The organism is Streptomyces sp. NPDC043738, assembly GCF_056436545.1.
Window position 1 is genome coordinate 41,622 of the sequence record NZ_JBWKCJ010000017.1, and the last position, 26,257, is coordinate 67,878.

The following is a 26,257-nucleotide window of genomic DNA, read 5'->3' on the forward strand; positions in this document are numbered from 1 at the left end:
GTGCCTTCACAGCGGGAGGAACAGGTCGGTGGCCGGATGGTGGGCGGCCACCATGCCGGTGTGGACTTCGTAGAACCAGCCGTGCAGGTTCACCTCGCCGGCGGCCAGCCGCTCCTGGACACAGGGGTAGCCGCGCAGCCGGTCGAGCTGTTCGCGCACATGCTGCTGGACCGCGGCGGAGACGGTCGGCTCCGCGTCGTCGGGCAGCTGGTCGGAGAGCTGCTGCGCCAGCCAGTCACGGACGGCGGGCGCACCGGTCAGGTCCTCGCCGCGGGCCTTGGCGCCGACCGCGCCGCAGTGCGAGTGACCGCACACCACGATGTCGGCCACCTGCAGCACGCGCATCGCGTACTCGATGGTGGCGGCCTCCGCGCAGGCCGCCATGCCCTCTTGGTAGGCGGGGACGGCGTTGCCCGCCGTCCGCAGTTCGAACAGTTCGCCGGGCCGCGCGCCGGTGATCAGGGACGGCACGACACGGGAGTCGGAGCAGGTGATGAACAGGGCGAGGGGCGACTGGCCGGCCGCGAGCCGGCCGTAGGTCTCCTGCTCCTCACGCCGGTCGGCGATACGGGCCATCAGGCCCCGGGCATGCTGGATGAAGGTCTCCACTGGGAGGTCTCCTGCTGATGAGGGTTGCCACTGTGGGGTGGTGGCGGAAACGTGCGAGGTGCGGATGGTGCGGCAAGACCGCCACGACCGCCCTCAGCAGCGGAAGACGCAGTGCAGGACGGGGAGTCTCTCCGGTCTCGACGCGGCCTTGGTCGAGCTGTGTGCGGGAGCGGGGTCGGTCTCCTCGGCGCCATGACGCAGCCGGTCGACGTTGCCGTACGGCAGCGGCCGGCCGCCGTGCCTGGGGACCCCGACGGCGGTGTGCGCGGAGCCGCGGGCCTTGCCGCGCTCGTTCTCGCGCTTGGTCTTTTCCTCGTTGGTGTCGCCGACGGGCTGGGCGGACTTGGTGCCCGCGGGCTGGCCGGTTTTTGCGAGGGCAAGTGCGGGCGCACTGGCGGCCGTTGACGCGCCGCCGAGCAGGAACGCCAGGACCACGGCGAGGACGGCCAGCGCGAAGCGGCACGCGCGCAGCGCCGGTGCGCAGGGTATGCCGGTGCCCTTCCGCGTCATCGCTCCCCCGTGGATCGTCCACACGACTAAAACGTCCCCCAATAGTGCATCACATAGGTTTCCCGTGTGTTAATGAGAAATGACATCAAGTTTCAAGACATTCTTGGATGTTGCGGCAGGTGTCGGAAGTGACGTCCGGATACCCGCCTGCCGTCGCTGCCGGCCGGGTTTCAGGTCCGTTCCGTCTGCGACCGCGGTGCCGCGGGGGCCGGAACGGTGGCCGCGGGCCGTCTGGCGGCCCAGGCGACGAGGGGCACGATCGCCAGTGCGAGGATGCCGCCGGACAGCGCCAGCGTCGTGAATCCCCCGGCCACCACGATCAGCCCGGAGGACGCGCCGCCGGTCGCGCCGGCGACGGCTATGCCGACGTCCACCAGCCCCTGTGCCGCGGCCCGGTTGGCGGGCGGCAGGGCGTCGGTGACGATGGCGGTACCGCTGATCAGGCCGAAGTTCCAGCCGAGGCCGAGCAGCATCAGCGCAGCGGCGAGGGCGGGTACGGAGTGCGGTGACGCCGTGGCCGCGAGGACACCGGCCGCCAGCAGGGTCACCCCGGACGCGGCGGCGGTCCACAGCCGGCCGACCCGGTCGACGAGCAGCCCGGTCAGGGGCGACGGCAGGAACATCGCGCCGACGTGGAGGGCGATGACGAACCCGGCCTCCTGGGTGCCGTGCCCGTGTGCGCGCATGTGCACGGGGGTCATCGTCATGATCGCGATCATGACGAGTTGGGTGAGGACCATGACCAGCGTGCCCATGACCACCCGCCCGCGCTGCGGGGGTGGGACCGGTCGGTCGTCCGCCCCCGGAGTGCCGTCGGTCGCCCGGGACGCCTTCTCGGCCAGCGTCTGGGCCAGCCGCAGCGGATCGGGCCGCAGCAGGAAGGCGAGGACGACCGCGGCCGCTCCGAAGGCCGCGGTGGCCAGCATGAACGGCCCGGCGAGGCGCGGGATGCCCCAGGAGTGCGCGAGCCGACCGGTCAGCGTGACCAGGTTGGGGCCGACCACCGCGCCGAGCGTGGTGGCGAAGAGCACCGTGCTCACCGCGCGGCCGCGGCGCGCGGGGGAGGCCAGATCCGCTCCCGCGTAGCGCGCCATCAGGTTCGTCGCGGTGCCGGCCCCGTACACCAGCAGACCCAGGAAGAGCAGCGGAGCGCTGTCGACGGCGGCCGCCGCGACGACGCCGAGGCTGCCGAGCGCCCCGGCGCCGTAGCCGAGCGCGAGCCCGGGGCGCCGGCCCCAGCGCCGGCAGATCCGGCCGATGCCCACGGCGCCGAGCGCGGACCCGGCGGTGAACAGCGCGCTGGGCACGCCCGCCAGACCGGTCGAGCCGAGCATCTCCTCGGCGAGCAGGGCGCCGACGGTGATCCCCGCGGCGAGGCCCGCACCGCTGAGGATCTGGGACAAGACCAGCACGGCCAGAATGCGCCGCTGTTCGGGGATTTCGCGCATGGCCGACGCGCCGTTCCTGGGCGTCATGGTTCCTTTCCGATCGGGAGGGTGTCTGTTAGGCGGTCGACATGGGTTCGAGCGCCGCGATGTCCGAGAGCGACAGGTTCATCTGCTGGTGCAGGAAGCGCACGATCGTCCAGTGCGGCAGTGCGCCCTCGTCGAACGGGCCGAACTCCCGGCAGTACAACGGGATCCAGCGCAGGGCCTCTTCGAGCGCCTGCTCCCGGCCCGGCTCCTGCTGGTAGTCCTCGTAGGCGATGCTGCGGTGTTCGATGAAGCACCGCCCCGGAAGCCGTTCCTCGCACAGGGCACGGTATTCGCGGGTCTGCAGGATGAGGTAGTGCCATATCTCGTCGATTTCCTGCTCGACCGGCAGGAACAGTCCGCCGAGCTGATCGCGGTACCGGGAGACGAGGTAGAGGTACCGCAGGCATTCGGTGACCTGCCGCGTCACGAACTCGGCGGAGAGTTCCGGGTCCTTGGCGGTGAAGTGGTCCACCACCTCGGTGTACAACGCGTCTCCGAGCAGGTCCCTCAGATCGTCGGCGGATATCCGCGGGCGGCTGGTCATGACTCTCCTGTGCGAAGTGGGGTCGGGTGCGGTGCGCGGGTCAGGTGCCGTTGGCCAGCCAGGCGTACTTTCCCGACCGCCCGATGGGGATGTGCGCGCGGTGCTCGATCCGGCAGCGCCGTCCGGTCAGTTCACCGACGCCGTGCGCCAGCTCCGCGGCCTCCGCGTCCCCGAGGGGCGCGCCGTTGAACGTCGTGTACGCCAGCAGCGCCTCGGATTCGCCGGTCAGCTGCAATTGGTGCACGAAGACGTGCGAGGACGCCTCGCCGATGCACCGGTCGAGGTCGCCCTGGGCGACGGGCCCGTGCGGGGTGCTCAGCAGTTCCTTCTGACGGCCGCAGAATTGGGCGATCTTCGACGGGTCCGGAGTGCCGTCCAGCGTGCGTGCGCAGTCGCCCGAGCGATAGCGGATCAGGGGCATGAAGGGGTTGCGCACACTGGAGACGATGAGCTCGTAGATCGTGCTTTCCGGTGCGACCGGGTGGAGTTCGACGCTCATCTTGTCGAGGTGCGGCCAGTAGGTGCCGCGTCGGTCGCTGAAGTAGAGGTAGCCGAGCTCGGTGCTGCCGAACAGGTCGATGACGGGGCAGGCGAAGTGCTGGTGCAGGAAGCGCCGGACGTTCACCGGGGTGTATTCGTAGGCGTGGATGATGCTGGCGGGCGGTGGGAAGTCGTCCCACAGCCCCCATTCGCTGACTTTGCGCACCAGATGCGCCAGGTGGTAGCCGGAGCAGTCGAGGTGGTACCAGCCACGGGGGTGCGCCTGCCGGGCGGTCCGGATCTCGGCGAGCATCCGTACGACCTCGTCGCGCTCCCACAGGGCCGGGTCGAGCCGCAGGTTGAGATAGCAGGTGCGCTCGTCGAGCCGCCGGTCGTCGAGGGTGGGCACCGGTCGGGGCGGTACGCCGCTGCGGGCGGCGTTGACCCGTGCCACATGCTCCGTCGCCAGGACCGTGGTCAGCGAGACCCGCCGGCAGCCCGACTGCCAGGTGTCGGCGATGTCGGGGTGCTCACGCCACAGCTGGTAGTAGGAGCGCAGCAGGAAGTACGGGGGCCGGATGATCTGCATTCGGGCGTGGTTGGTGCCCGTGGACAGTACGAACTCCGCCTCGCCGGCCTCCAGGGCCGCGGCCAGCCGGGGCGTCATCCAGTTCTCGGGGAAGCCGCGCGCGATCTCCGGCTTGTCGAGTATGGGGAAGTGGCCCTTCGCCAGCGACTCGCGGTAAATGGGGATGTCGCGGATCTGCTCGATGACCTCGGCGGTCGGCTGACCATCCATGGATTCCTCGTCAAGGCTCGAAAGAACGGTGCCCTTGGGGCGCATGCGGGGCGCGGGTGCCCGGGAGGGGGCGGCGGCCGGCAGTGCCGCCGGTGCCCCCTCCCGGTCCCTCAGCGGATACGGCGTCAGGAGATACAGCCGGCCTTCGGCGTGGCGCTGATGCAGCCGGACTTGGGCGCCGCGCTGATGCAACCGTTCTTCGCCGCCTGCTGTGCGGAGTTGGCGGCGAGCCAGTTCTGCCAGACGTTGTCCTGAGCCATCTTCTTGATGAGCTGTTCCATGGGAGACCTCCGGGAAGAGTGCGGAAGACATCTGGGGCACAGCGCTGACCTGCGCTGATGCCATGGCCATGAAGGTAAAAGTGTTACCAAGTGAATGTCAATCACAGGCAATGTCGATGCGGGTGGAAGTGTGGTCGGTGCGCCAACTTTGGCGGGATTCCGTCGAGTTGATCAATGGCGGGAACCAAGTGACTCACAGTCATGGCACGCCCGAATTCCTATGGTTCGACTCGTTGGCGGGCATTACTCCCCTGCATTGCCTATGCCGGCATTGAGTCGCATTGCGACCGTATTGCGCCGCACGGCGGACGCCGATCGGGTGACCTGCCGCGCACGTCCAAAGGCCGTCGGTCACCGCGGTGGAACGATCACTACCGGTTACCCGCTCATCGGTCCCGGCCCAGGGGAGTCTGCTGTGCGAATTCTGCTCATCGCCGGCGCGTTCAACAGCCTCACACAGCGCGTCCACGCCGAACTCGGCGACGCCGGACACCATGTGCGGGTGGAACTGGTGACCCGCGAGACCCCGCTGCTGGAGGTCGTGCGCCGGCATGCCCCCGAACTGATCGTGGCGCCGATGCTCAAGACGGCCGTGCCCCGCGAGGTGTGGTCCGCATACACCTGCCTGATCGTGCACCCGGGGCCCCTCGGCGACCGCGGGCCGTCCTCGGTGGACTGGGCGGTGCACCTGGGCGCGGACCGCTGGGGCGTCACGGTCCTGCAGGCCAACGAGGAGATGGACGCCGGCGACGTCTGGGCCGCGGCCGACTGCCCCGTTCCCGACGTGGGCAAGAGCGATCTCTACCGCAACGAGATCGCCGACGCGGCGGTCTCGGCGGTGCTCTCGGCCGTCGACCGGGTGGCCTCCGGCAGTCATCGCCCGCAGCCCCAGGCCACCCTGCCCGACGCCGCGAAGCCCGGCCGCCCCCGGCCGCCCCTGCGCCAGGAGCAGCGCCGGATCGACTGGCGCCGCGACCCCACCGAGACCGTCGTACGCACCCTGCGCGCGGCCGACTCCCAGCCGGGCGTACGGGACGAACTGCTCGGCGACACCTGGTTTCTGCACGGAGGTCACCCGGAGGACACCCTGACCGGCCGGCCGGGCGAGCTGCTCGCCACCCGATGTGGCGCGATCTGCCGGGCGACGGCCGACGGGGCGGTGTGGATCCCGCAGCTGCGCCGGCCGCGCCGCCCGGGGGAGCCCGGCACCTTCACCCTGCCCGCCACGCTCGCGCTGGGCGAGGGCCTCCCGCCGCTCCCCGAGGTACCGGCCCCGCTCGATCCGGGCGACGGCCCCCGCACCTGGAGCGACATCCGCTACCGCGAGGACGGCCCGGCCGGATTCCTGGAGTTCTCCTTCCCCGGCGGCGCCATGAGCACCGACCACTGCCGGCGGCTGCTGGTCGCCTACCGCCACGCCTGTACCCGGCCGACGTCCGTGCTGGTCCTCGGCGGCCGCCGGGACTTCTTCTCCAACGGCATCCACCTGAACGTCATCGAGGCCGCCGCCGACCCGGCCGAGGAGTCCTGGGCCAACATCAACGCCATCGACGACCTGGTGCACGCCGTCCTGACCACCACCGACCGGCTGGTGGTCGCCGCGCTGGGCGGCAACGCGGCGGCCGGCGGGGTGATGCTGGCGCTCGCCGCGGACGAGGTGTGGTGCCGCTCGGCGTCGGTGCTCAACCCGCACTACCGGCTGATGGGCCTCTACGGTTCGGAGTACTGGACGTACAGCCTGCCCGGCCGGGTGGGCTCCGAGGTGGCCGGGCAACTCACCGCGCGCGCCCTGCCGCTCACCGCCGCGGCCGGGCAGCGGCTCGGGCTGGTGGACCGGACCGTCGACTGCCCGCCCCAGGAGTTCGCGCCCCGGACCGCTCATCTGGCGGTCCGGTTGGCGTCCTCGCCCGCGGTCCAGGCCCGTATCGCCGGCAAGAAGGCCACCCGGGAGCGCGACGAGGCCGAACGTCCGCTGCACGCCTATCGCGAGCATGAACTGTCCCGTATGCGCGAGATCTTCTTCGACCCGGAGCAGCCCTACCACGCACTGCGACGGGCGTTCGTGCGCAAGGAGCCCGCGGCCGGCACGCCCGCGCATCTCAATGCCGCCGCGCCGGGACCGGGGGCGGCCCCGCGGTTCCGCTGAGCCCGAAGGCCGGTGGCCGAGGTCCCCCCTAGGCCACCGGCCCGTTGCGTGCACGAGCGGCGTCCGCCGCCCCGTCGGCGCCGGGTTACGTGACGGGCAGGTACTTGTAGCCGATACCGAAAACGGTGCTGATGGAGTCGCGCAGCCCCGGACCGAGGCGCCGGCGCAGCCGGGCGATGTGGACATCGACGGTGCGTGTACTGGATTGGCAGCTGGGCCAGACCGCGGCCATCAGCTGCTCCCGGGTGAAGGCGCGCTGGGGATGCAGCACCAGGTGGGCGAGCAGATCGAATTCCAGTCGTGGCAGGCAGACTTGGCGGCCTCTGATGAATACGGTCCGGGCCGCGGTGTCGATCTGGATCGGCTCGGGCCGGGCGACTCGGCCGGCCGGGGCCGGATCCATGGAGCCGGGTGGTTCCTCACGCGGTGGTGCCAGAATGATGTGGACCTCGTCCGAGGGCAGCCGGTGCACCGAGACGGGTTCCAGGTCGTGCAGGGTCAGTTGCCACTTGCCGTCGGGGAGCCGGTCGACCGCCAGGGGTGGCCCTTCGCCGGGCCCGGCTATCGCCGGACGGCCGAAGCCGGTCTCCGGTCGCCACGCAAGCGGGGTCGTCGAGGAGTTCATAAACATGATCTGGGCCCATTCCTCTTGCAAAGCAGGCGTGTACGGACAGACATGGCGGTGCTCGACGTTCAAGGTGTGCAGGTGCTGCGCACAGTCGCGACGCAGTCCGGGGTCGAGGCGGTGAACGGCGAGCCGGCACCTCCGTCGCAGGTGCGCCCAGCGGGGGCGATCGCTCCGGTCGTGCCGTGGGAACGCTCGCGTCCACGCCTGTGGTCGGCCATGACGTGGTGCGATGCCGCGGCCTCCGGTCCAGTCGAACGCTACATGTGATCGAGCGGTTCCGGAAAGTAGCTTCCGCTAATTTCGGTTGCTCTTGAGCCGAATCCGTGTTTGTGCGGAGCCGTGTCGGGCGGCGGAGTGGCAGGCCGCGTCCGGGTGGGCCGTTGTTTCCTTCCGTAAGCGCACGGGAAATTGAGGGAACGCTGCCAGATGGCGCCCGCCCGCCCTGGCTTCCATGCCGCGCCGCCCACCCGTCCGGCATGGCTCAAAACCATCGGCCGGCTGGCCGTGATCCGCGGACGGTTGTCGGATGGTCTGTACCTGTGGGCGTTGTCGTGGTGGGGTGCCCGGCAGGCGTCCGACCGGCCGTTCGGCGCGCGCCGCGCGGTGGGCGTGGTTCCGGCCGCCGTGTGCCGTCGGCGCGACCGTGGTCCCGGGGGCTCGATTCCGGCCTTCGCCGGCGCTCTGGCTCGCGCTCAAGTCGGCGGATGCGGAGGGGTGTCGGTTGTTGATGTCCGCTTGTGGGGAGCTTGTGAAGGTGTGAATATGCCAAATAAATGACCTGTAGAGGCTGTGGCTCCGAGGGGCGGCAAAGCGGAGGGCTTCCGGGGGTCGGCCGGAAAGTGGTTTCCTTTTCAATTTCATCGCGGCGAAACGGTGCGGAACCAGATATTCCAGACGACTGTTTTCGCAATGAGTTGAGGGTGAGTAGGGTGTGCCCCGCTGTCACTTGACCGGTGACAGGGTCCAGTTGAATTCGGCGCGGCTGGAATGCGGTGTGGGGGATGACGCCTTCGTGACCGGGAGGGGACCATGGCGGCCGGCTCTTTCGAGGGACAGTACGTATGGAGTCCGGCGGCCGACGACCGGGCGCTGGCGCGGGCGTGCATGGACGTCAGGGCCGGCCGGTACCTGAGCGCGCACGAGGTGCTGGAGGAGGCCCGGGAGGACTTCGAGGTACGTGCCCACCGCTCGCTCGTCCTGGCGTCCGTGGCCGCCGACTCGGACCTGGCGGAGCGCTGGCTGGCCGAAGAGCCGGGACCGGAGGCGGCGTTGCTCTGGGCGCGGGTGGCGATGCTGCGCGCCCTGCGCATGGCCGATGCCGGGGACCGGAGGCAGGGCGCGCTGGCCCGGATAGCGCAGACGGCGTGCGAGCGGGCGGCGAAGGAGCTGCCCGAGGACCCCACCCCCTGGGTCGCCCAGCTGGCGCTGGCCCGCCTCGACCGCCACCAGGACCCCGCGCCACAGGGGCTGCTGACCGCGCCGACCGGTCCGTGGTACCTCTTCGCCCACATCCTCCGGCTCGACTCCTGGCACCGCGAGGCGCACCACCGCTTCCTGTCGTTCTTCTTCACCCGGTACGGCGGCTCGTCCGGCGCGAGCTGGGACGTCGCCGCGTTCCTGAGCCAGCGGGCCCCGGCCCACTCGCCCCTGCGGCTGCTGCCGCTGGTGGCACTGGTCGAGGACTACAACCCGTCCGCCCTGCTCGCGGACCGCACATGGGAGCAGCCCCAGTGGATCAGCACCGCCATGGGCATCTACCGCAACTGGTTTCCCCGGGTCGCCGATTACCGCTTCACACCGGTCCTGGACCTGGCGTACCTGGCGCATGCGCTGTTCATGGCGAAACATGAATTCGAGGCGCGGGAGGTCTTCACGGCGATGGGCCCCTATGCGTCACGCATGCCCTGGAGTGCGTTCGGCGATCCGGCCGAACAATTGACCAGGGCCAGACGCTCCTGCGGACTCCCCGTACCGCATGGCCACTGAGGGAGTGTGCCGGGCGCTGTCGTACGCCGGTTTCCGGTGGGCGTCGCGCGCATTTCCGTGGAAGCGTTCTCAGACGCCTCCACAGATTCTCCGCATGCGTATCGGGCGTTCGACCCTCTCGACCCGCTCAATTCTCCCCACGAATTTCCCAGAAAGGTTGCGGCTGTGTCCGAGCGTACTTCCCTTGCCCGCTCGAAATCCCCCCACCATCCGGCGAGTCCCGTCACCCTCGACGACGACGCGACACTGCACGCCATGGGTTATCCGCGGAAACTGACCCGCAGATTCCGGGCGTTCGACAATTTCGCCATCTCCTTCACCATCATCAACATCATTTCCGGGATCTTCTCCTCCTTCGGTTTCGGGATGAACGCCGGCGGCCCACGGATCCTGATCTTCGGCTGGGTCGCCGTATCGATCATGGTGCTGTTCGTCGGTGCCGCGATGGGCGAGATCGCCTCCGCCTACCCGACCAGCGGCGCGCTCTACTTCTCGGCCGGCAAGCTCGCCAAGCGGCACAAGGGCGCCTGGTCCTGGTACACGGGCTGGCTGAACTTCGTCGGCCAGGTCGGCGGCACGGCCGCCACCAACTTCGCCGCCGCCACCTTCATCCAGGCATTCATCGCCATGCAGTGGCCGTCCTACGAACCGACACCGCAGCAGACGGTCGGCATCACCGCGGCCATCCTTCTCCTCCAGGCGCTGGCGAACACCTATACGGTGCGGCTGGTCGCCCTGGTGAACCGGATTTCCGTGTGGTGGCTGCTGATCGGCCTGGTGGTGATCGTCGGCGCGCTGACCCTGATACCCGACCACCATCAGTCGCCTTCCTTCGTGACCCACTTCGTCAACAACACCGGCTTCACCCACGCGATGTACGGCGGAATGCTGGGCCTGCTCGTCACCAGCTGGACCTTCACCGGTTTCGACGGCAGCTTCCACATGTCCGAAGAGACGGTGAAGGCGACGGTCAACGCGCCCAGGGGCATCATGCGGGCCATCACCTACTCCGCGATCACCGGGCTGATCCTGATGCTCGCTCTGGTGTACGCAATCCGCGACTACGGCCATGCCGCGACCGCCGAAGCGCCTCCGGTGCAGATTCTCGTCGACGCACTCGGCCAAAGCACCGCGAAGTTCCTGCTGTTGATCGTGATCGGCGCCATGCTGTTCTGCGGACTCGCCAACATGACCAGCAATACCCGGCAGATCTTCGCCTTCTCACGCGACGGCGCGATGCCCGGCTCGCGGTGGTGGCATTCGGTCTCCGCCCGCACCCGTACCCCCGTCAAGGCCGTCTGGCTCGCGGCGGCCTGTCCGCTGGTGCTGGTGCTGCCCGGCTGGTGGTCGCACACCGCCTTCACCGCCGTGGTCAGCGTCAACGTCGTCGGGCTGTTCCTCGCCTACGCGGTACCCATCTTCCTGCGGCTGCGGCTGGACGACTTCCAGGCCGGACCGTGGAACCTCGGCCGCTACGGCAAGCCCGTCGCGGCGATCGCGGTGACCTGGATCCTGGTCAGCAACGTGCTGTTCATGCTGCCCCAGGCGTCCCCGATCACCCCCGCCTCCTTCAACTACGCACCCATCGCACTGACGGTGGTGCTGATCATCGCGACGGTGTGGTGGTTCGCCACCGCCCGGCGGCGCTTCCAGGGCCCGGTCAGCTACGGCCGCCCCGACGAGGTCGCGGCCATGGACCTCATCTGAACCACTCCGCCCCCTGACCCCACCAGAAGGGACGATCCCCGGCATGCCCCCGATAGGCGAAGCCCCGCACCCGCACCCGCAGCCGACCGCCGCCGGCGAACTCACCGTCGAACCCGCCACGTCGGAGGACTGGCGCCAGGTGGTGCGGTGGGCCGCAGACGAACAGTGGAACCCCGGCCGCGACGACACCGCCTGCTTCCACCCCACCGACCCCGCCGGCTTCTTCCTCGGCCGCCGCGCCGGACGGGCCGTCTCCGCGGTCTCCGTCGTCAACTACTCCGACCGCTACGCCTTCCTGGGCTACTACCTGGTCCACCCCGACCACCGCGGGCAGGGCCTGGGGCTCGCCACGTGGCGCGCCGCCGTCCCGCACGCCGGCGCCCGGACCGTGGGCCTGGACGCGGTGCCCGCCCAGCAACCGACGTACCGGCGCGCCGGGTTCACCCCCGCCTACGACACCATCCGCTACGGGGGACGCCCCACCCGTCCCGGCACGGTGCCGCCCGCGCACGTCGTCCCCGTCACCGGGTGTCACCTCGAGGCCCTCGCCGCCTACGACCGGCGCTGCTTCCCCGCCGACCGGCGGGCCTTCGTCGCCCGCTGGCTGACGGCCCCCGGCCACATCGCCCGCGCCTACGTCCGTGACGGCGCGATCGCCGGCTACGGAGTCATCCGGCCGGCCCACACCGGCCACCGCGTCGGCCCGCTCTTCGCCGACACCCCCGAAGCCGCCGAGGCGCTCTTCGACGCCCTCACCGCCTGTGTCGAGCCGTCCGCGGAGGTCTTCCTCGACGCCCCCGAACCCCGGCGCGCCGCCCACGCCTTGGCGACCAGCCGCGGGCTGACCCCCCGCTCCCACACCGTCCGTATGTACACCGGACCGGTCCCGCCCCCCGACCGGCACCGCACCTACGGGGTGACGAGCCTGGAACTGGGCTGATCCGCCGCAGGGTCCCGGGCGCCCCGAACGGGACGCCATCGGGCCGCGTCAGGCGCCGACGGTGCCGTCGATGCCCTCGCGGAGGAGGTCGGCGTGGCCGTTGTGACGGGCGTACTCGTGGATCAGGTGGAGCATCACCAGGCGCAGGGAGACCTCTTCTCCCCACCGCGGCTGATAGGCCGTCACATCGAGGGAGGCGGCCGCCTGTTCGATGCGGCGGGAGTGCGCCACCTCGGACTGCCAGGCGGCGAAGGCCTCGGCGCGGGTGGATCCGTCGGCGTCATAGGCCACCTGGTAGTCGCCGTCGGCCGACCAGACGAGCGGGACGTCCTCGCCGTTGATCACCCGGCGGAACCAGGAGCGCTCCACCTCGGCCATGTGCCGCACCAGGCCGAGCAGGGAGAGCGTGGAGGGCGGCATGGACCGGCGGCGCAGCTCCTCGTCGGAGAGGCCGTCGGTCTTCATGGCGAGTGTGGCGCGGTGGAAGTCGAGATAGGCCCGCAGGGTCTCCCGCTCGCCGGCGCGTACGGGCGGGGAGGGGCGTTCGGTGGTCATGGCGGCGACGGATTCCTTCGGGAGGGCGGACGCGCGGGAGCGGAACGTCCGCCGGGGCCGGAACGCTCCGGCCCGGCCGGGGAGACGGCCGAGGCGATCTTCCCGGCCGGTGCGGGCCGCCGCAAGCGGTTTTGTGTGCGGGCGGTCCGCCGCAGCGCGCGGCATCGACGTGCCGGCCGTCGGCACGTCGATGTCCCTCCGTATGGCTCCGCACCCCGTAGGCGGTACGGGTGCCGGCCTCAGGGATTCACGGCAGATACCGCTCGATGGCGCCGGGCCCCTCCTCGGCGATGAGGCGCTTGGCCCATTCCAGGCTCTGGGGGGTGGGCTCGCGTCCGGAGGCCTTCACCAGGTCCTCGGGGTCGTAGGGCCGCTCGCTACCGGTGTACAGCTGGGTCGGCCGGTGCTGGGCCGACTGCTCTCTGCCATTGGTCGTCACAGGTCCTCCTTCGTCCGCGCCCGCCGGGTCGCCGGGACCTCGCTTGGTTCCATCATGGGACCGGCTTCGAACACCCGCACCCCCTAGGGCCCGTCCGACCCTGACCCACCGGACACGCCCCGAGCCGGCGCGGGCCCGGCCGACGGCCGACGGGCTCCGGGATACCGCGGTGGAAACGCCTGCTCCGTCCAGATCGTCTTGCCGTACGGCGCGTAGCGCGTGCCCCAGCGCTGGACGATCTGCGCGACGATGAACAGCCCCCGCCCGCCCTCGTCGTCGCTGGCGGCGTGCCGGAGGTGCGGGGAGGTGTGACCGGTGTCGGAGATCTCGGTCAGCAACGTCAGGTCGCGCAGCAGGCGCAGATGCAGCGGCCCCGCCGCGTGCCGTACCGCATTGGTGACCAGCTCGCTGACCACGAGTTCGGTGGTGTACGACAGCTCCTCCAGGCCCCACGTCCGCAGCTGCCCGGTGGCCAGCTCCCGGGCCCGGCCCACCGCGGCCGGCTCGGCGGGCAGCTCCCAGGCCGCGACCTGCCGGGCGTCCAGCTCGCGGGTGCGCACCAGCAGCAGCGCGGAGTCGTCGGCGGCCGGACCGTCCGGCAACAGCTCCGCGAAGGCCCGGTCGCACAGCTCGTCCAGCGGTCTGCGGTGGTCGGCCAGCACCCGGCCCAGCAGCTCCAGCCCCTCGTCCACATCCCGCTCACGGGCCTCGACCAGCCCGTCCGTGAAGAGCGCGAGCAGGCTGCCCACCGGCAGTTCGAGCTCCAGCGATTCGAACGGCAGGCCCCCGAGGCCCAGTGGCGGGCCGGCCGGCAGATCCGGGAAGTACAGTCCGCCGTCCGCGTCGACCACGGCCGGCGGCAGATGGCCGGCCCGCGCCATCGTGCAGTGCCGTGAAACGGGGTCGTAGACCGCGTACAGGCAGGTCACGCCGGTGGCGACATCGTCCGGGGCGGCATCGGTGCCGATCCGGTCCGGCCGGTCCTCGGCGGTCTGTCCCACCAGGTCGTCGAGCCGGCTCAGCAGCTCGTCGGGGGAGAGGTCGAGCCTGGCCAGGGCGCGTACGGTCGTCCTCAGCCGCCCCATGGTGGCGGCCGCCTCCAGGCCATGGCCGACCACGTCGCCGACGACCAGCCCGACCCGGGTGCCGGAGAGCTCGATGACGTCGAACCAGTCGCCGCCGACGCCGGCCCCTTCGTCGCTGGGCAGATAGCGGTAGGCCAGATCCACCGCGGACTGCTCGGGCAGGTGCTGCGGCAGCAGATTGCGCTGGAGGGTCAGCGCGGCGGTGTGCTCCCGGGTGAAGCGGCGGGCGTTGTCCAGGCACACCGCCGTTCGGGTGACCAGCTCGTCGGCCAGCTCGACCTCACCCTTGTCGAAGAGCGAGGGCAGCTCCCCGCGGCTGAAGGTCACCAGGCCCATCGGAGCCCCACCGGACCGCAGCGGCACGACCATGCTGCTCTCCCCGCGCACCATCCCGCCGGAGGACAGGCTGCGGTACGGCAGCGAACCGGGCGGGTACGCGACGCGGTACGGGTCGTGCGGCGGGGCGCCGGGCGGGTCGTCGGCGCGGCGGGTGGCGACCCGGACCAGCGTGGGCAGGGTGCCGTTGCCCGGATCCGGCTCCGCGCCCTCCAGCACCGACTGCACCAGGTCGACGGTGACCATGGCGGCGAAGTCCGGCACCGCCACCTCGGTCATCTCCCGGGCGGTGACGGCCATGTCGAGCGTGGTGCCGATCCGGGCACCGGCCGCCACCAGCAGGTTCAGCCGGCGCTGCGCCTGATAGCGCTCGGTGATGTCGAAGGCGTCCTCGCACACCCCGATCACCTGCCCGCGGGCGTCCTGCAGCCGGTAGTAGGAGCACGACCAGACGTGATCGGGGCCCGGTTCGGAGGGCTGCTGGCCGACGAAGTGCAGGTCGAGGACCGGTTCGCCGGTGTCGAGGACGTTGTTCATGACCTTTTCGAGGGTGCGCGGATACCCCTCGGTCACGAACTCGCCGTCGGGGTACAGATCGTCGGCCCGGACGCCGAGGAACTCCCGCAGCGGCCGCCCTATCTCCCGTACAAACGCGGTGTTCGCCCAGGTCAGCCGCAGATCGGGGGCGTAGATGCCCAGGCCCACCGGGGACTGGGTGGCAAGTCCGTGCAGCATCGACTGCTGGGAGTCCCACCCCTGTTGTTCGTCCAGCGCGGCCGCCACCAGGACGCGGGCCGGGGCGGCACCCGCGCCGGCGGGGACGCTCAGCGCGCAGGTGGTGATCGCCACCGGCAGCAGCCGGCCGTCCCGGTGCCGCGCCGTACGGGGCTCGCTCCCGCTGAGCGACGCCTCCGGAGCCCGTTCGGCCCACGCGGGACCGGCCGCCTCGGCTGGCGCCAGGAAGGTCTCCAAAGGGCGGCCGATGATCTCGTCCGGCGCATACCCGAGGAGCCGCCGGGCCGCCGGACTCCAGCCGATGACCAGATCCCGGGCATCCAGAACCACTGTGGCCGCCCTGGTGACGTCGAGGGGACCACGGAAGTCGGCGCTCTCGGCCGCGTTCCATGCGTTCATGGCATCAACCCAGCCCGGTTCAGTACCTACAGCATCGAGCCTGATCAAGACCGGCACAACCGCGCTGCCCGGCGAGATGCGCCCTTGGTGCGGCCCCGCGGTGTCGCTGGCACAGTGGGAGAGGGCGCGAGCGACAGGAGGCGGATGTCATGTCGGCCCATCGGCCCACGACCCCGGTGCGGGGCGCTCCGTGCTGGGTCAGCCTGCTGGCCCGCGACCTGGAGGCCGCGCAGGGGTTCTACTCCGCTGTACTGGACTGGCGGTTCCGCCGGGCCAGTCTCGGCGACGAGTTCTCCATCGCCCTGCTGGACGGCGAGCCGGTGGCCGGTGTCGGTGCCCTCGCCCAGAGCCTCCAGATCGCCGTGGCCTGGACCGCGTACTTCGCGGTGGAGGACGCCGACGACACCGCGGGCCGGATCCGTGAGCGCGGTGCGACCGTCGCCGTCGGCCCGCTCAAGATCGGCCCCGGCCGCGCCGCCCTCGCCGCCGACCGCGACGGAGCCACCTTCGGCTTCTGGGAGGGCCAGACGCTGGCCTGGTCCGTCGGGCAGGGCAACGCGCCCGCATCCCTGGAACTGCGCACCCGTGACGCCTTCGAAGCCGCGATCTTCTACGCGGAGGTCTTCGGCTGGGCCTCCGAGGAGCCCGGCGGCTGCGATGTGACCTACGAACACGACCAGGTGATCGTCCGCGACGGTACGCACATCGTCGCCACCCTGCACGGCGGCGCCGTGGAGTCCGCCCCGGACCCGCGGGTGCGCCCCCGCTGGCACGTCCATTTCCCGGTCCGTGACATCGAGAAGGTGACGGCCGCCGCGGTCGCCGCCGGCGGCACCGTCACCCCCGTGACCCCGGGTGCCGAGGGCGCGGGCCGGCAGGCGGTGATCCGCGACCCCGAGGGCGGCATCTTCACCGTCACCGCGGACTAGGGCCTGACCCGTCGGACAGGCCCCAGGTGTGTTGTCCGACGGGCCATGGCCGGGCCCGGCCCTGACCCGTCGGACGTGCCCTGACCCCCGTACCTCAGCGGCCCTGCTCCGGCTCCAGCGGCGGGCACCACGCCGACTGCCGCTTCCCGCCGACCCGGCCGCAGAACCCGGCCTGGGTCGGCCGGCCCACGCCGTCGATGCGCTGCACCGACAGCAGCTTGTCCAACGGGACCTGGCGGTCCACATCACCGCCGAAGCTGATGATCCCGCTCTCCCCGTCCAGCGCCGCGTCGCCGTGGACGCCGCTGATCGCATGCCACACCGCGGGCGGCGTCAGCGGCATCTGGGCGGCTTCCTCACGCAGCTGCTTGACCGCGTTGATGTACAGCTTGACGGCGTCGAAGCCGAGCGCCGCATGGCCGTCCAGGGAGGAGTTGGGGACCTTCGCGCACTCGTCGGGGAAGAGCCGGCTCAGCTCCGCGTACAGCTCGCTGGTGCCGTCGCAGTGCGCCGAGCCGAGGGTGAAGTCCAGGAAGTCGTAGGGGATTCCGGGGTAGTGCTCGCGGCGGTCCGCGTCGGCGGCCAGTCGCGCCACGTCGTCGCCGCCGATGAGCGTGGGCGGATCGGAGTTGCAGGACTCGTTGATCCCGCCGAGCAGCGCCTCGAAGTCCTCCGAGCGCCCCGCGTAGAACACCACACCCTGGTAGGAGCAGCTTCGCTGGCCGACCGTCCCGGGGCCGGGGGCGTCGGACGAGGGGTCCTCGCCCGGCGGCGGGGGCGGGGTGAACACCGTCCTCTCGACCTGGAATCCGCGGGCCCGGAAGCGCTTGGCGGCATCGTCGCCGAGCGTCTTGCTGTAGGTGTCGCTGGGATCGGCGGAACCGATGATCCGCACATGCCGGGCCGACGCGCCCGTGTCCCGTCCCACGAGGTGGTCGACGTACGCCGCGGCGACCTCCGCCTCGCGGGTGTTCTGCGGCGACACCTGGAAGTACATCGGGGACTGCCGCACCAGCGTGTCCGCGGACAGGGTGGTGGCCACCATCGGCAGCCCCACCGCGGTCAGCCGCCGTATCGTCCGGTTGGTCGCCTCCCGGCTCTGGTCGAGCCCGGTGACCCCGACGAGGGAGGGGTCCTGCTGCTTGAGCCGCTCCAGGATGTCCACCACCCGCGTGCCGAAGCGCATCCCCGATCCGGCGTTGGCGGGGAAGATCCGCAGGATCGGCTCGGTGGCACCGGTGCTGCGCAACTGCCGGGACTGGGCGCTCGCCGCGCCCTGCAGCGCCTCGCGCCCGTAGGCGAGCTGCCCCGAGGGCTTGCCCGAGACGCTGAGCAGCGCGGAGAGATGGACGAGGGTGACGAAGGGGCGGTCCGGCGCCGCCTGGTGCGCCTCCTCGGCGCGGGTGTTCTGGGCGTAGATGGTCTGCAGGGTCCGGTCGAGCGACGGGTCGGGGGAGTGGAAGGTGAAGCCGTGCCGTGCCACCCCGATGCACTCGCCGGTCTCCGCGGTGAGCAAGGTGCCGGCGTCGTCGTCGAACCGGCTCAGACCGCAGTGCGCCTGCCGGTAGCCGCTCTCGGCGCCCAGCACCAGCCCGCCCGTACCCAGCAGTGCGAAGACCGCCGAGCAGGTCGCCGCCACCGACACCGCCCGACGGGCCCACAGCGGCGGTTCGGGGATCCGCAGCCGGGCGTCCTGGGCGACCTCCAGCCGCCGCGTCAGCTCGTAGCTCTCCTCGGTGGGCGGCATCAGCCGGGGCACGCTGACCGGCAGGTACCAGGGCGCGCGGTTGCGGGCCCGGCCTTGGTGCAGAAAGGTGTCCCGCCAGCCGCCGTAGAGCCGGTCGGAGAGCCGCCACAGCTCACGCCGGCCCCAGTCGGCGCGGACCCCGGTGCCCTCGGCGGGCGGCTCGGCGCCGCAGGCGACGACCAGCAGCGGGTCGAACGCACCGGTCTCGTTGCGTACGTCGATGATCGTCCGGAGCAGCGGATAGCCGCAGGTGTCCGGACCCAGACCGTCCAGCAGCGCCACGCAGTACGCGGTGCGCCGGGCTGTCCGGGGCCGCCAGATGCGGCGGCGGAAGGCGACGCGCAGATCCTCCAGGAACGCGTTGACCATCAACTTGCGTAACTGTTCGGGGTCTTCCACCTCGTTGTGGGGCGCGGTCAGCCGCTCGGCGAACCCGGTGAAGGTGCCCGGGTCGCGCGGTGCGAGGTAGGGCTGGTTGAGCAGCCAGCGGTACTCGCAGCTGAGGCCTCGGCGGATCCGGAACCAGGCGAGCGGAAAGACGTGGACCGCGAACAGCCACACCCACCACGGCACCTTGCCGTCCACCGCGAGCTCGGTCTCCGGGGAGCGCAGCAGCCCGAACACCCGCCGGCGCCGGAACTCCCGCTCCCGCAGGCCCTGGAGCAGGGTGTGGTCGTTGCCCTCCACATCGCCCGGGTGGCTGCGGCCGCTGTCGGCCCCCACCTGCATCAGCCAGTTGACCAGCCCGAACCGGCGGAAGCGGACCCGTCCGTCGCTGCCGTTGACGCTGAGGGCGAAGCCCTGCGCCAGCCGCTCCAGGGTGTGGCGCACCGCGTCGACGGACTCCGGGTCGGCGGGCGGTGCCCCGGCTTCGAGGTCGTGCAGTACGTGCGGCACCCGGCGGGGGTCGGCGTGGCTGAGGAAGTAGCTGATGCCCTTGGCGAGTTGGGCGTGGTCGTCCCCGGCGACCAGGCAGACCACCGGCAGGCCCTCGCGTCCCTGGGCCACTCCGCGGTGCCGCACCGGTTCCGGGCACTCCCGGCGGCGTGGCCTGCGTACCAGGTCGGCTATCAGACGGAGCAGATGTCCGGCTCCGTGGAAGACCGGGATGACGGGAGTGGCGGGGGTAAGGGAATCGAGTTCGTTCGACGCCATGGTGCCCCTGAGGAAGGGTCGGAGTAGGGCCGGTCATTCTGGCACCGCTCCGTCGGCGGTCGCTATGGTTCCGCCTCGCCCAGGGGTCTCGTGGATCGCAGTGGCCCCGCCCACAGGGGATAAGGGGGGTGGGCGGGGCCGTCGCGGAAGGCGAACCTCCGGGAGTGTGTGGTCAGTTCAGGGAATCACCACCATTCATGCCGGGGTCGGCGCCGGGGTCGTCCATGCCCGCGCCGGGGTCTTCGGTGCCCGTTCCCGGGTCTTCGGTGGCCGTGCCCGGGTCGTCGGCACCGCTGCCGGTGCCCGGGTCCTCGGTGCCGGTTCCGGGGTCCTCCGTACCGGTGCCCGGGTCCTGCGCTCCGGCGTCCGCGCCGCCTGCGCCGTCACCGGCACCGGCACCGATCTCGGCCCCCGTGGCCTCCAGGGCGTCGGTGACCGGCTGGAAGAAGGTCTCGCCGCCCTGGGTGCAGTCGCCGCTGCCGCCCGAGGTCAGTCCGACGGCCGAGTCGCCGGAGAACATCGAGCCGCCGCTGTCGCCGGGCTCCGCGCAGACGTCCGTCTGTATGAGGCCGTTGACGATGTCGCCGTTGCCGTAGTTCACCGTGGCGTCCAGGCCGGTGACGGTGCCGTCGTGGAGCCCGGTGGTGGAGCCCGACCGCTGCACCTTCATGCCGACGGCGGCCTCCGCGGCCTTGGTGATCTGCTGGGTGCTGCCGTTGCCCAGGTCGACCGCGCTCTGCGGCTGGGCGGCCGTGTCGTCGTAGGTGACCAGCGCGAAGTCGGTCTTGGGGAACTTGGAGTCGGCGACCGTGCCCAGCGGCTGGCCGCCGCCCTGGTCCGCCGACCAGGTCGGCGAGTCGTTGCCGCAGTGCCCCGCCGTGAGGAACGCGGGGGCGCCCTTGACCGTGACGTTGAAGCCCAGGGAGCAGCGGGCGTTGCCGCCGAAGATGGCGCTGCCGCCGATCGGCCCGGCGGCCGCCCCGCCGCCTCCGGCGTCCCCGCCGCCCGCTGCGCCACCGGCGTTCTGACCACCCGCGTTCCCGCCGCCCGCGGCACCACCCGCGTTCCCGCCGCCCGCGGCGCCGCCCGCATTCGCGCCGCCGGCGTTCCCGCCGGCGTTCCCGCCCGCGCCTGCACTTCCCGCGGCGCTGCCCGCGCCCCCGCCGTCGTACCGCTGGAACTCGCCCTGGGACCGCTTGACCGTGACCAACTCGCGCATACCGCCGGCGGCCTTGGTCAGCGTGGCCATCTTGGCGCCGGTGACCGTTCTGTCGGCCAGCACCACGATCTTGTTGGTCTTCGGGTCGATCGACCACGCCGTGCCGGGCACCGCGGCGGTCTCGCGCAGGGTCTGCGTGCCGGCCTTCAGCGCGGTCATGCTGTTGCGGACGACCTTGGCGACCGCGCCCTTGGCCCGGACGCTCTCGGCGTCGTCCTCCGACAGGACGTTCATGACCAGGTGGCCGTTCGCACCGTCCAGGTACCAGCCGGCGGCCTGGTCCCCGAGGTCCGCCTTGAGCGACGTCGCCAGCTGGGTGGCCGCGTGGGCGCCGAACGTCCGGGGGACCGTTGGCCGGTCCGTGCTCGCATTGGCGTCGGGGAGCAGGATCGCCGCGGCCGCGATGGCGGCCGCGGCCGCCCCGGCGACGGCGCCCGTCCGCTTGTTCACATGTCGGTGGCTCAATTCACTGACCTCCAGGGACGCACAGGGACGAAGCACACGGGAGGCCGCGGTGCGTCGCGTCAGCACCCGTGCGAGTTGCTCACCCAGTCCTACGTAGCGCCGCCCACCCCGGTCTCACGGCCACTCAACCTGTGATGAATTCCGCCGTTCGCGTTGGCGAACCCCTACACTCCCCGGGCTCCGCGGCCGCAGGAAGCCCCGGGACCGGTGGGGCGTAAAGGGCAGCTGTGACCCTGCTTAAGAAAACCTCGATGGACCAGAAGCCCGGCATACGGAAGATTTCTAGATCGAGACCGGGTGGCCGATATTCGCCTCCCGGCAGGTCACAGCACTCTTACCTACCCACGGGAGCCGGCGCGGTGAAGGCACTGGTCAAGCAGAAGGCGGAGCCGGGACTGTGGCTCACGGAGGTCCCCGAGCCGGACTGTGGGCCGGGTGACGTACTGATCAAGGTCCTGCGCACCGGTATTTGCGGTACGGACCTGCACATCCGGGCCTGGGACGGCTGGGCGCAGCAGTCGATCGCCACCCCGCTGACCATCGGCCACGAGTTCGTCGGCGAGGTGGTGCGGACCGGCCGCGAGGTGGCCGACATCAAGCCCGGCGACCTGGTCAGCGGCGAGGGGCACCTGGTCTGCGGCAAGTGCCGCAACTGCCTGGCCGGCCGCCGCCATCTGTGCCGCGCCACCGTCGGCCTCGGTGTCGGCCGGGACGGCGCCTTCGCGGAGTACGTGGCGCTGCCCGCCGGCAACGTGTGGGTGCACCGCAGCCCCGTCGACCTCGACATCGCCGCCGTCTTCGACCCGTTCGGCAACGCCGTGCACACCGCGCTGTCGTTCCCGCTGGTCGGCGAGGACGTGCTGATCACCGGCGCCGGACCGATCGGCATCATGGCCGCGGCCGTCGCCCGGCACGCCGGCGCCCGCAACGTCATGATCACGGACGTCAGCGAGTCGCGCCTGGCACTCGCCCGCAAGGTCGGCGTCAGCCTCGCCCTCAACGTCGCCGACGCCACGATCGCCGAGGGGCAGTGCGCACTGGGGCTGCGCGAGGGCTTCGACATCGGCCTGGAGATGTCCGGCCGGCCCGAGGCGATGCGCGACATGATCGCCAACATGACGCACGGCGGCCGGATCGCCGTCCTCGGCCTGCCCGCCCAGGACTTCCCCGTCGACTGGGCCCGGATCGTCACCTCCATGATCACGATCAAGGGCATCTACGGCCGGGAGATGTTCGAGACCTGGTACGCGATGTCCGTGCTGCTGGAGGGCGGTCTCGACCTGGCACCCGTGATCACCGGCCGCTATCCGTACCAGGACTTCGACGCCGCCTTCGACGACGCCGCGAGCGGCCGCAGCGGCAAGATCATCCTCGACTGGACTGCCTGAACCCTCGGCTCGGCCCGCCGTTCCACCCCGACTCCTGGAGAAAACCCTGATGTTCGACTCCGTACGCGACGAACTGCGCGGCACCCTCGACGAGATCCGCGCCGCCGGACTGCACAAGCCCGAGCGCGTCATCGGCACCCCGCAGTCCGCCACCGTCAAGGTCACCGCAATGGGGTCTCCCCTGCTCGAGCGAAGCCGAGAGCTGGGGGAAGGCAACCCCGGCGAGGTCCTCAACTTCTGCGCCAACAACTACCTCGGCCTCGCCGACCACCCCGAGGTCGTCGCGGCCGCCCATGACGCGCTCGACCGCTGGGGCTACGGCCTCGCCTCGGTCCGCTTCATCTGCGGCACCCAGGAGGTCCACAAGGAGCTGGAGCAGCGGATCGCCGGCTTCCTGGGCCAGGAGGACACCATCCTCTACTCCTCCTGCTTCGACGCCAACGGCGGCGTCTTCGAGACCCTGCTCGGCCCGGACGACGCGGTCATCTCCGACGCCCTCAACCACGCCTCCATCATCGACGGCATCCGGCTGTGCAAGGCCCGCCGCTTCCGCTACGCCAACCGCGACATGGCCGACCTGGAGCGCCAGCTGAAGGAGGCCGAGGGCGCCGGGCGCAAGCTGATCGTCACCGACGGTGTCTTCTCCATGGACGGCTATGTCGCGCCGCTGCGCGAGATCTGCGACCTGGCCGACCGCTACGGCGCCATGGTGATGGTCGACGACTCGCACGCGGTCGGCTTCGTCGGCCCCGGCGGCCGCGGCACCCCCGAACTCCACGACGTGATGGACCGCGTCGACATCATCACCGGCACCCTCGGCAAGGCCCTGGGCGGTGCCTCCGGCGGCTATGTCGCGGCCCGCGCCGAGATCGTCGCGCTGCTGCGCCAGCGCTCCCGCCCGTACCTCTTCTCCAACTCGCTCGCCCCGGTGATCGCCGCCGCCTCGCTCACGGTCCTGGACCTGCTGGAGTCGGCCGGCGACCTGCGCGAACGGCTGCACGCGAACACCGCGCTGTTCCGCTCCCGGATGACGGAGGAGGGCTTCGACGTCCTCCCCGGCGACCACGCGATCGCCCCCGTCATGATCGGTGACGCGGCCGAGGCGGCCCGGATGGCGGAGCTGCTCCTGGAGCGCGGGGTGTACGTCATCGGCTTCTCCTACCCCGTGGTCCCGCAGGGTCAGGCGCGCATCCGCGTACAGCTGTCGGCCGCCCACTCCACCGAGGACGTCCACCGCGCCGTGGACGCCTTCGTGGCGGCGCGGTCCGACATGGCGGCCGAGGCGGAGCCCGCTTCCGGCGTGTGAGGACCAGCGGGCGCGGCCTGCGAAAATAGCCGCATGATCGAAGCACGACGGCTGCACATCCTGCGTGCGGTGGCCGACCACCGCACGGTCACCGCCGCGGCCGCCGCGCTCTATCTCACGCCCTCGGCGGTCTCCCAGCAGCTGGCCGCCCTGGAACAGGAGACCGGCCACCGCCTGGTGGAGCGCAGCGCCCGCGGCGTGCGGCTGACCGCCGCGGGCGACATCCTGCTCTCCCACGCCAACGCGGTCCTGGCCCAGCTGGAGCGCGCCGAGTCCGAGCTGGCCGCGTACGGCTCGGGCGAGGCGGGCACGGTGACCGTCGCGGCCTTCGCCACCGGTATCGGCCTGGTCGTCGCGCCCGCGCTCACCGCCCTCGCACGCTCCGCGCCCGGCATACAGGTCCGCGTCCAGGACGCCGAGGGCGACGCCAGCCTGCGGATGGTCCTCGACCGGCAGGTCGATGTGGCGGTGGCCGTCGAATACCGGGGCGCGCCCCGCGCGGACGATCCACGGCTGACCCGTCTGCCGCTGTACGCCGAGCCGTTCGACGCCGTACTGCCGACCGGCCACCGCCTGGCACAGGCGGAACAGGTGGCGGTCGCCGACCTCGCCGAGGACCGCTGGATCGGTCCGTACCAGGGCAACCCCTGCCATGACGTGGTCGTCCTGGCCTGCGAATACGCCGGATTCGAGCCGCGCCTGGAGCACTCCTCCGACGACTTCCGGGCGGTGGTCGCCCTGGCCTCCGCCGCGGCCGGCGTGGCCCTCGTCCCCCGCTCGGCCCTGCGCGACGTGGACCTCACGGGGGTGGTGGTCCGGCCGGTCGACGGGGTGGTGCCCACCCGCCGGGTCTTCGCCGCGGTACGCCGTGGAGCCGAGGAACATCCGCTGTTCCGCCCGGTCCTGGCCGCCCTCCAGGAGGCCGCGGCCGCGCAGGGGTGAGATCGCGGCGTTCGGGTGTCCGGCCCCGCGTCGTGCCCGCCGGGGCGAGCCGGCCGTGGCAGGCTCGTCGCGGCGGCGGCGAGGAGGCGAGGCGATGGCGGTCGGCCCCACCGGCCCGGTCGGCGAGGCGCCGGCCACGGTGCCGCAGGATCCCTACGCGCTGGTGCGCACCCGCGGGTATCTGAAGCTTCTGCTGGTGGCGGCGGTGATCGGCGTCCCGGTGTGCGCCGCCTCCTTCGGCTTTCTCGCGCTGGTCCACGCGCTGGAACCGCTGATCGAGCACGATCTGCCGCGGGCACTGGGCTTCGCCGGGACACCGCTGTGGTGGCCGCTGCCGATGCTCGCGGTGGCCGGTCTGCTGGTCGGGCCGGTCATCCGCTACCTGCCCGGCAACGGCGGCCATGAGCCGGCCGACGGACTGGCGCTCGGCGGCGCCCCGGCGCCCTCCGCCCTGCCCGGTATCGTGCTCGCCGCCCTGGCGTCCCTCAGCTTCGGCGTGGTGCTCGGCCCGGAGGCGCCGCTGATCGCCCTCGGCGGCGGGCTGGCCATGTGTGCCGTACGGCTGACGGACCGGGGCCTGCCGAAGCGGGTCCTGCCCGTGGTGGGTGCCGCCGGCAGCTTCGCGGCGATCAGTGCCCTGCTCGGCTCCCCGCTCCTGGGCGCCTTCCTGCTGATGGAGGTGGTGGGGCTGGGTGGTCCGATGCTGGGGATGGTGCTGCTGCCCGGCCTGCTCGCGTCCGGCCTGGGGGCGCTGATCTTCACCGGGCTGGGGGACTGGACCGGCCTCGGTACGTACTCGCTCACACTGGACGACGTCCCCACGGCCGCGCAGCCGATGGCCGGGGAGTTCGGCTGGGCCGTGGTCATCGGGCTGGCGGCCGCGTTCCTCGGGACCGGTGTACGGCGGCTCGCGCAGCTGCTGAAGGCGCGCGTCGCGCGGCACCGGGTGCCCGCGACGGTGCTGATGGGCCTGGTGGTCGGCGGGCTGGCGGTCGGGTTCGCGGCGGCCACCGGCAAGCCCGCCACCGAGGTGCTCTATTCGGGGCAGTCGGCGCTGGGGTCGCTGGTCCATGGCGGCGCCGGCTATTCGGCGGCGGCGCTGGTGCTGCTCGTGCTGTGCAAGAGCCTGGCGTACTGCGCCTCGATGAGCGCCTTCCGGGGCGGACCGATCTTTCCGGCGCTGTTCATCGGGGAGGCGGGCGGGGTGGCGCTGTCCCATCTGCCCGGCCTGTCGCTCACCCCGGCGTTCGCGATGGGGGTCGGGGCGATGGCGGTGGCGATGCTCCGGCTTCCGATGAGCTCGGTGCTGCTGGCCACGCTGCTGATGGGCAGCAACGGGCTCACGGTCATGCCGCTGGTGATCGTCGCGGTGGTCGTCGCGTACGTCGTGGTGCTCCGGCTCACCCCGGTCGTGCCCGTCGCCGCGCCGTCCCCCGCCTGACCGGCCGTCGG

General features: G+C 71.7%; 22 protein-coding genes. 10 read left to right on the top strand and 12 right to left on the bottom strand.

Translation table 11 applies throughout. The features are described 5' to 3' along the window. Positions 1-6: 6 nt before the first annotated feature. From AC0680_RS22255 to AC0680_RS22280, 6 genes are all read right to left on the bottom strand, one after another. A complete protein-coding gene (locus AC0680_RS22255; RefSeq protein ID WP_478631389.1) occupies positions 7-609 on the bottom strand; it encodes a carbonic anhydrase in 603 nt (200 codons plus the stop codon). A gap of 93 nt (positions 610-702) precedes the next feature. Beyond that, positions 703-1,119, bottom strand: coding sequence for a hypothetical protein (locus AC0680_RS22260; RefSeq protein ID WP_478631392.1), 417 nt, complete (start codon positions 1,117-1,119; stop codon positions 703-705). 170 nt (positions 1,120-1,289) lie between these two features. Beyond that, complete coding sequence (locus tag AC0680_RS22265; RefSeq protein WP_478631395.1) at positions 1,290-2,594, bottom strand: MFS transporter; 1,305 nt, start codon at positions 2,592-2,594, stop codon at positions 1,290-1,292. 28 nt (positions 2,595-2,622) lie between these two features. Continuing rightward, positions 2,623-3,138: a glycine-rich domain-containing protein gene (locus tag AC0680_RS22270; RefSeq protein ID WP_478631398.1), complete on the bottom strand. Its 516-nt coding sequence runs from the start codon at positions 3,136-3,138 to the stop codon at positions 2,623-2,625. Positions 3,139-3,178: 40 nt separating this feature from the next. Beyond that, positions 3,179-4,417 carry a hypothetical protein gene (locus AC0680_RS22275; protein WP_478631401.1) on the bottom strand — a complete coding sequence of 413 codons (1,239 nt, stop codon included), beginning with the start codon at positions 4,415-4,417 and terminating at the stop codon, positions 3,179-3,181. Positions 4,418-4,542: 125 nt separating this feature from the next. Continuing rightward, positions 4,543-4,698, bottom strand: coding sequence for a hypothetical protein (locus AC0680_RS22280; RefSeq protein WP_384440414.1), 156 nt, complete (start codon positions 4,696-4,698; stop codon positions 4,543-4,545). Positions 4,699-5,113: 415 nt separating this feature from the next. Between AC0680_RS22280 and AC0680_RS22285 the strand changes: the two genes are divergently transcribed. After that, positions 5,114-6,844: a hydrogenase maturation protein gene (locus AC0680_RS22285; protein WP_478631404.1), complete on the top strand. Its 1,731-nt coding sequence runs from the start codon at positions 5,114-5,116 to the stop codon at positions 6,842-6,844. A gap of 85 nt (positions 6,845-6,929) precedes the next feature. Here the strand turns inward: AC0680_RS22285 and AC0680_RS22290 are convergent, their stop codons facing one another. Then, positions 6,930-7,469 carry a winged helix-turn-helix domain-containing protein gene (locus AC0680_RS22290; RefSeq protein WP_478631407.1) on the bottom strand — a complete coding sequence of 180 codons (540 nt, stop codon included), beginning with the start codon at positions 7,467-7,469 and terminating at the stop codon, positions 6,930-6,932. 51 nt (positions 7,470-7,520) lie between these two features. Between AC0680_RS22290 and AC0680_RS22295 the strand changes: the two genes are divergently transcribed. The 4 genes from AC0680_RS22295 to AC0680_RS22310 all read left to right on the top strand — a co-directional run bounded on the left by AC0680_RS22295 (position 7,521) and on the right by AC0680_RS22310 (position 12,105). Beyond that, a complete protein-coding gene (locus AC0680_RS22295; protein ID WP_478631409.1) occupies positions 7,521-7,739 on the top strand; it encodes a hypothetical protein in 219 nt (72 codons plus the stop codon). Between the two features lie 762 nt (positions 7,740-8,501). Further along, positions 8,502-9,458, top strand: a complete 957-nt coding sequence (locus AC0680_RS22300; RefSeq protein WP_478631411.1) for a hypothetical protein — start codon at positions 8,502-8,504, stop codon at positions 9,456-9,458. Between the two features lie 255 nt (positions 9,459-9,713). Beyond that, positions 9,714-11,165 carry an amino acid permease gene (locus AC0680_RS22305; RefSeq protein WP_478631672.1) on the top strand — a complete coding sequence of 484 codons (1,452 nt, stop codon included), beginning with the start codon at positions 9,714-9,716 and terminating at the stop codon, positions 11,163-11,165. Between the two features lie 43 nt (positions 11,166-11,208). Next, a complete protein-coding gene (locus tag AC0680_RS22310) occupies positions 11,209-12,105 on the top strand; it encodes a GNAT family N-acetyltransferase (protein WP_478631413.1) in 897 nt (298 codons plus the stop codon). Between the two features lie 48 nt (positions 12,106-12,153). Here the strand turns inward: AC0680_RS22310 and AC0680_RS22315 are convergent, their stop codons facing one another. The 3 genes from AC0680_RS22315 to AC0680_RS22325 form a co-directional block, all read right to left on the bottom strand. Continuing rightward, on the bottom strand, positions 12,154-12,660 hold the full coding sequence (locus tag AC0680_RS22315) for a DinB family protein (protein ID WP_478631416.1): 507 nt from the start codon (positions 12,658-12,660) through the stop codon (positions 12,154-12,156). Positions 12,661-12,907: 247 nt separating this feature from the next. Beyond that, positions 12,908-13,099 (bottom strand): hypothetical protein, encoded by a 192-nt coding sequence (locus tag AC0680_RS22320; RefSeq protein ID WP_468972660.1) that lies wholly within the window; start codon positions 13,097-13,099, stop codon positions 12,908-12,910. An 83-nt stretch (positions 13,100-13,182) separates the two neighbouring features. Next, positions 13,183-15,654, bottom strand: a complete 2,472-nt coding sequence (locus tag AC0680_RS22325) for a SpoIIE family protein phosphatase (protein ID WP_478631420.1) — start codon at positions 15,652-15,654, stop codon at positions 13,183-13,185. A 149-nt stretch (positions 15,655-15,803) separates the two neighbouring features. Here AC0680_RS22325 and AC0680_RS22330 point away from each other — a divergent pair, with 149 nt between their 5' ends. After that, positions 15,804-16,583, top strand: coding sequence for a VOC family protein (locus AC0680_RS22330; RefSeq protein ID WP_478631423.1), 780 nt, complete (start codon positions 15,804-15,806; stop codon positions 16,581-16,583). Positions 16,584-16,677: 94 nt separating this feature from the next. Here the strand turns inward: AC0680_RS22330 and AC0680_RS22335 are convergent, their stop codons facing one another. Continuing rightward, positions 16,678-19,485, bottom strand: a complete 2,808-nt coding sequence (locus tag AC0680_RS22335; protein ID WP_478631425.1) for a type 1 periplasmic-binding domain-containing protein — start codon at positions 19,483-19,485, stop codon at positions 16,678-16,680. 172 nt (positions 19,486-19,657) lie between these two features. Beyond that, a complete protein-coding gene (locus AC0680_RS22340) occupies positions 19,658-21,154 on the bottom strand; it encodes a S1 family peptidase (RefSeq protein WP_478631428.1) in 1,497 nt (498 codons plus the stop codon). 374 nt (positions 21,155-21,528) lie between these two features. On the opposite strand from AC0680_RS22340, the gene tdh reads away from it, so the two are divergent. The 4 genes from tdh (at position 21,529) to AC0680_RS22360 (ending at position 26,246) form a co-directional block, all read left to right on the top strand. Next, positions 21,529-22,557 (top strand): L-threonine 3-dehydrogenase, encoded by a 1,029-nt coding sequence (gene tdh, locus AC0680_RS22345; RefSeq protein WP_478631430.1) that lies wholly within the window; start codon positions 21,529-21,531, stop codon positions 22,555-22,557. A gap of 49 nt (positions 22,558-22,606) precedes the next feature. Next, complete coding sequence (locus tag AC0680_RS22350) at positions 22,607-23,863, top strand: glycine C-acetyltransferase (RefSeq protein WP_478631433.1); 1,257 nt, start codon at positions 22,607-22,609, stop codon at positions 23,861-23,863. Positions 23,864-23,896: 33 nt separating this feature from the next. After that, positions 23,897-24,805 (top strand): LysR family transcriptional regulator, encoded by a 909-nt coding sequence (locus AC0680_RS22355; RefSeq protein ID WP_478631436.1) that lies wholly within the window; start codon positions 23,897-23,899, stop codon positions 24,803-24,805. 94 nt (positions 24,806-24,899) lie between these two features. Further along, a complete protein-coding gene (locus AC0680_RS22360) occupies positions 24,900-26,246 on the top strand; it encodes a chloride channel protein (RefSeq protein ID WP_478631439.1) in 1,347 nt (448 codons plus the stop codon). The last annotated feature ends 11 nt before the right edge of the window (positions 26,247-26,257 follow it).

What these genes read in the sequence shown, in the direction of transcription:
- AC0680_RS22350 (WP_478631433.1), top strand. Translation starts at nt 22,607, where the DNA reads ATGTTCGACTCCGTACGCGACGAACTGCGCGGCACCCTCGACGAGATC.
- AC0680_RS22290 (WP_478631407.1), bottom strand. Translation starts at nt 7,469, where the DNA reads ATGAACTCCTCGACGACCCCGCTTGCGTGGCGACCGGAGACCGGCTTC.
- AC0680_RS22300 (WP_478631411.1), top strand. Translation starts at nt 8,502, where the DNA reads ATGGCGGCCGGCTCTTTCGAGGGACAGTACGTATGGAGTCCGGCGGCC.
- AC0680_RS22295 (WP_478631409.1), top strand. Translation starts at nt 7,521, where the DNA reads ATGGCGGTGCTCGACGTTCAAGGTGTGCAGGTGCTGCGCACAGTCGCG.
- AC0680_RS22275 (WP_478631401.1), bottom strand. Translation starts at nt 4,417, where the DNA reads ATGGATGGTCAGCCGACCGCCGAGGTCATCGAGCAGATCCGCGACATC.
- AC0680_RS22325 (WP_478631420.1), bottom strand. Translation starts at nt 15,654, where the DNA reads ATGAACGCATGGAACGCGGCCGAGAGCGCCGACTTCCGTGGTCCCCTC.
- AC0680_RS22260 (WP_478631392.1), bottom strand. Translation starts at nt 1,119, where the DNA reads ATGACGCGGAAGGGCACCGGCATACCCTGCGCACCGGCGCTGCGCGCG.
- AC0680_RS22270 (WP_478631398.1), bottom strand. Translation starts at nt 3,138, where the DNA reads ATGACCAGCCGCCCGCGGATATCCGCCGACGATCTGAGGGACCTGCTC.
- AC0680_RS22305 (WP_478631672.1), top strand. Translation starts at nt 9,714, where the DNA reads ATGGGTTATCCGCGGAAACTGACCCGCAGATTCCGGGCGTTCGACAAT.
- AC0680_RS22310 (WP_478631413.1), top strand. Translation starts at nt 11,209, where the DNA reads ATGCCCCCGATAGGCGAAGCCCCGCACCCGCACCCGCAGCCGACCGCC.
- AC0680_RS22315 (WP_478631416.1), bottom strand. Translation starts at nt 12,660, where the DNA reads ATGACCACCGAACGCCCCTCCCCGCCCGTACGCGCCGGCGAGCGGGAG.
- AC0680_RS22360 (WP_478631439.1), top strand. Translation starts at nt 24,900, where the DNA reads ATGGCGGTCGGCCCCACCGGCCCGGTCGGCGAGGCGCCGGCCACGGTG.
- AC0680_RS22355 (WP_478631436.1), top strand. Translation starts at nt 23,897, where the DNA reads ATGATCGAAGCACGACGGCTGCACATCCTGCGTGCGGTGGCCGACCAC.
- AC0680_RS22265 (WP_478631395.1), bottom strand. Translation starts at nt 2,594, where the DNA reads ATGACGCCCAGGAACGGCGCGTCGGCCATGCGCGAAATCCCCGAACAG.
- AC0680_RS22280 (WP_384440414.1), bottom strand. Translation starts at nt 4,698, where the DNA reads ATGGAACAGCTCATCAAGAAGATGGCTCAGGACAACGTCTGGCAGAAC.
- AC0680_RS22335 (WP_478631425.1), bottom strand. Translation starts at nt 19,485, where the DNA reads ATGGCGTCGAACGAACTCGATTCCCTTACCCCCGCCACTCCCGTCATC.
- AC0680_RS22330 (WP_478631423.1), top strand. Translation starts at nt 15,804, where the DNA reads ATGTCGGCCCATCGGCCCACGACCCCGGTGCGGGGCGCTCCGTGCTGG.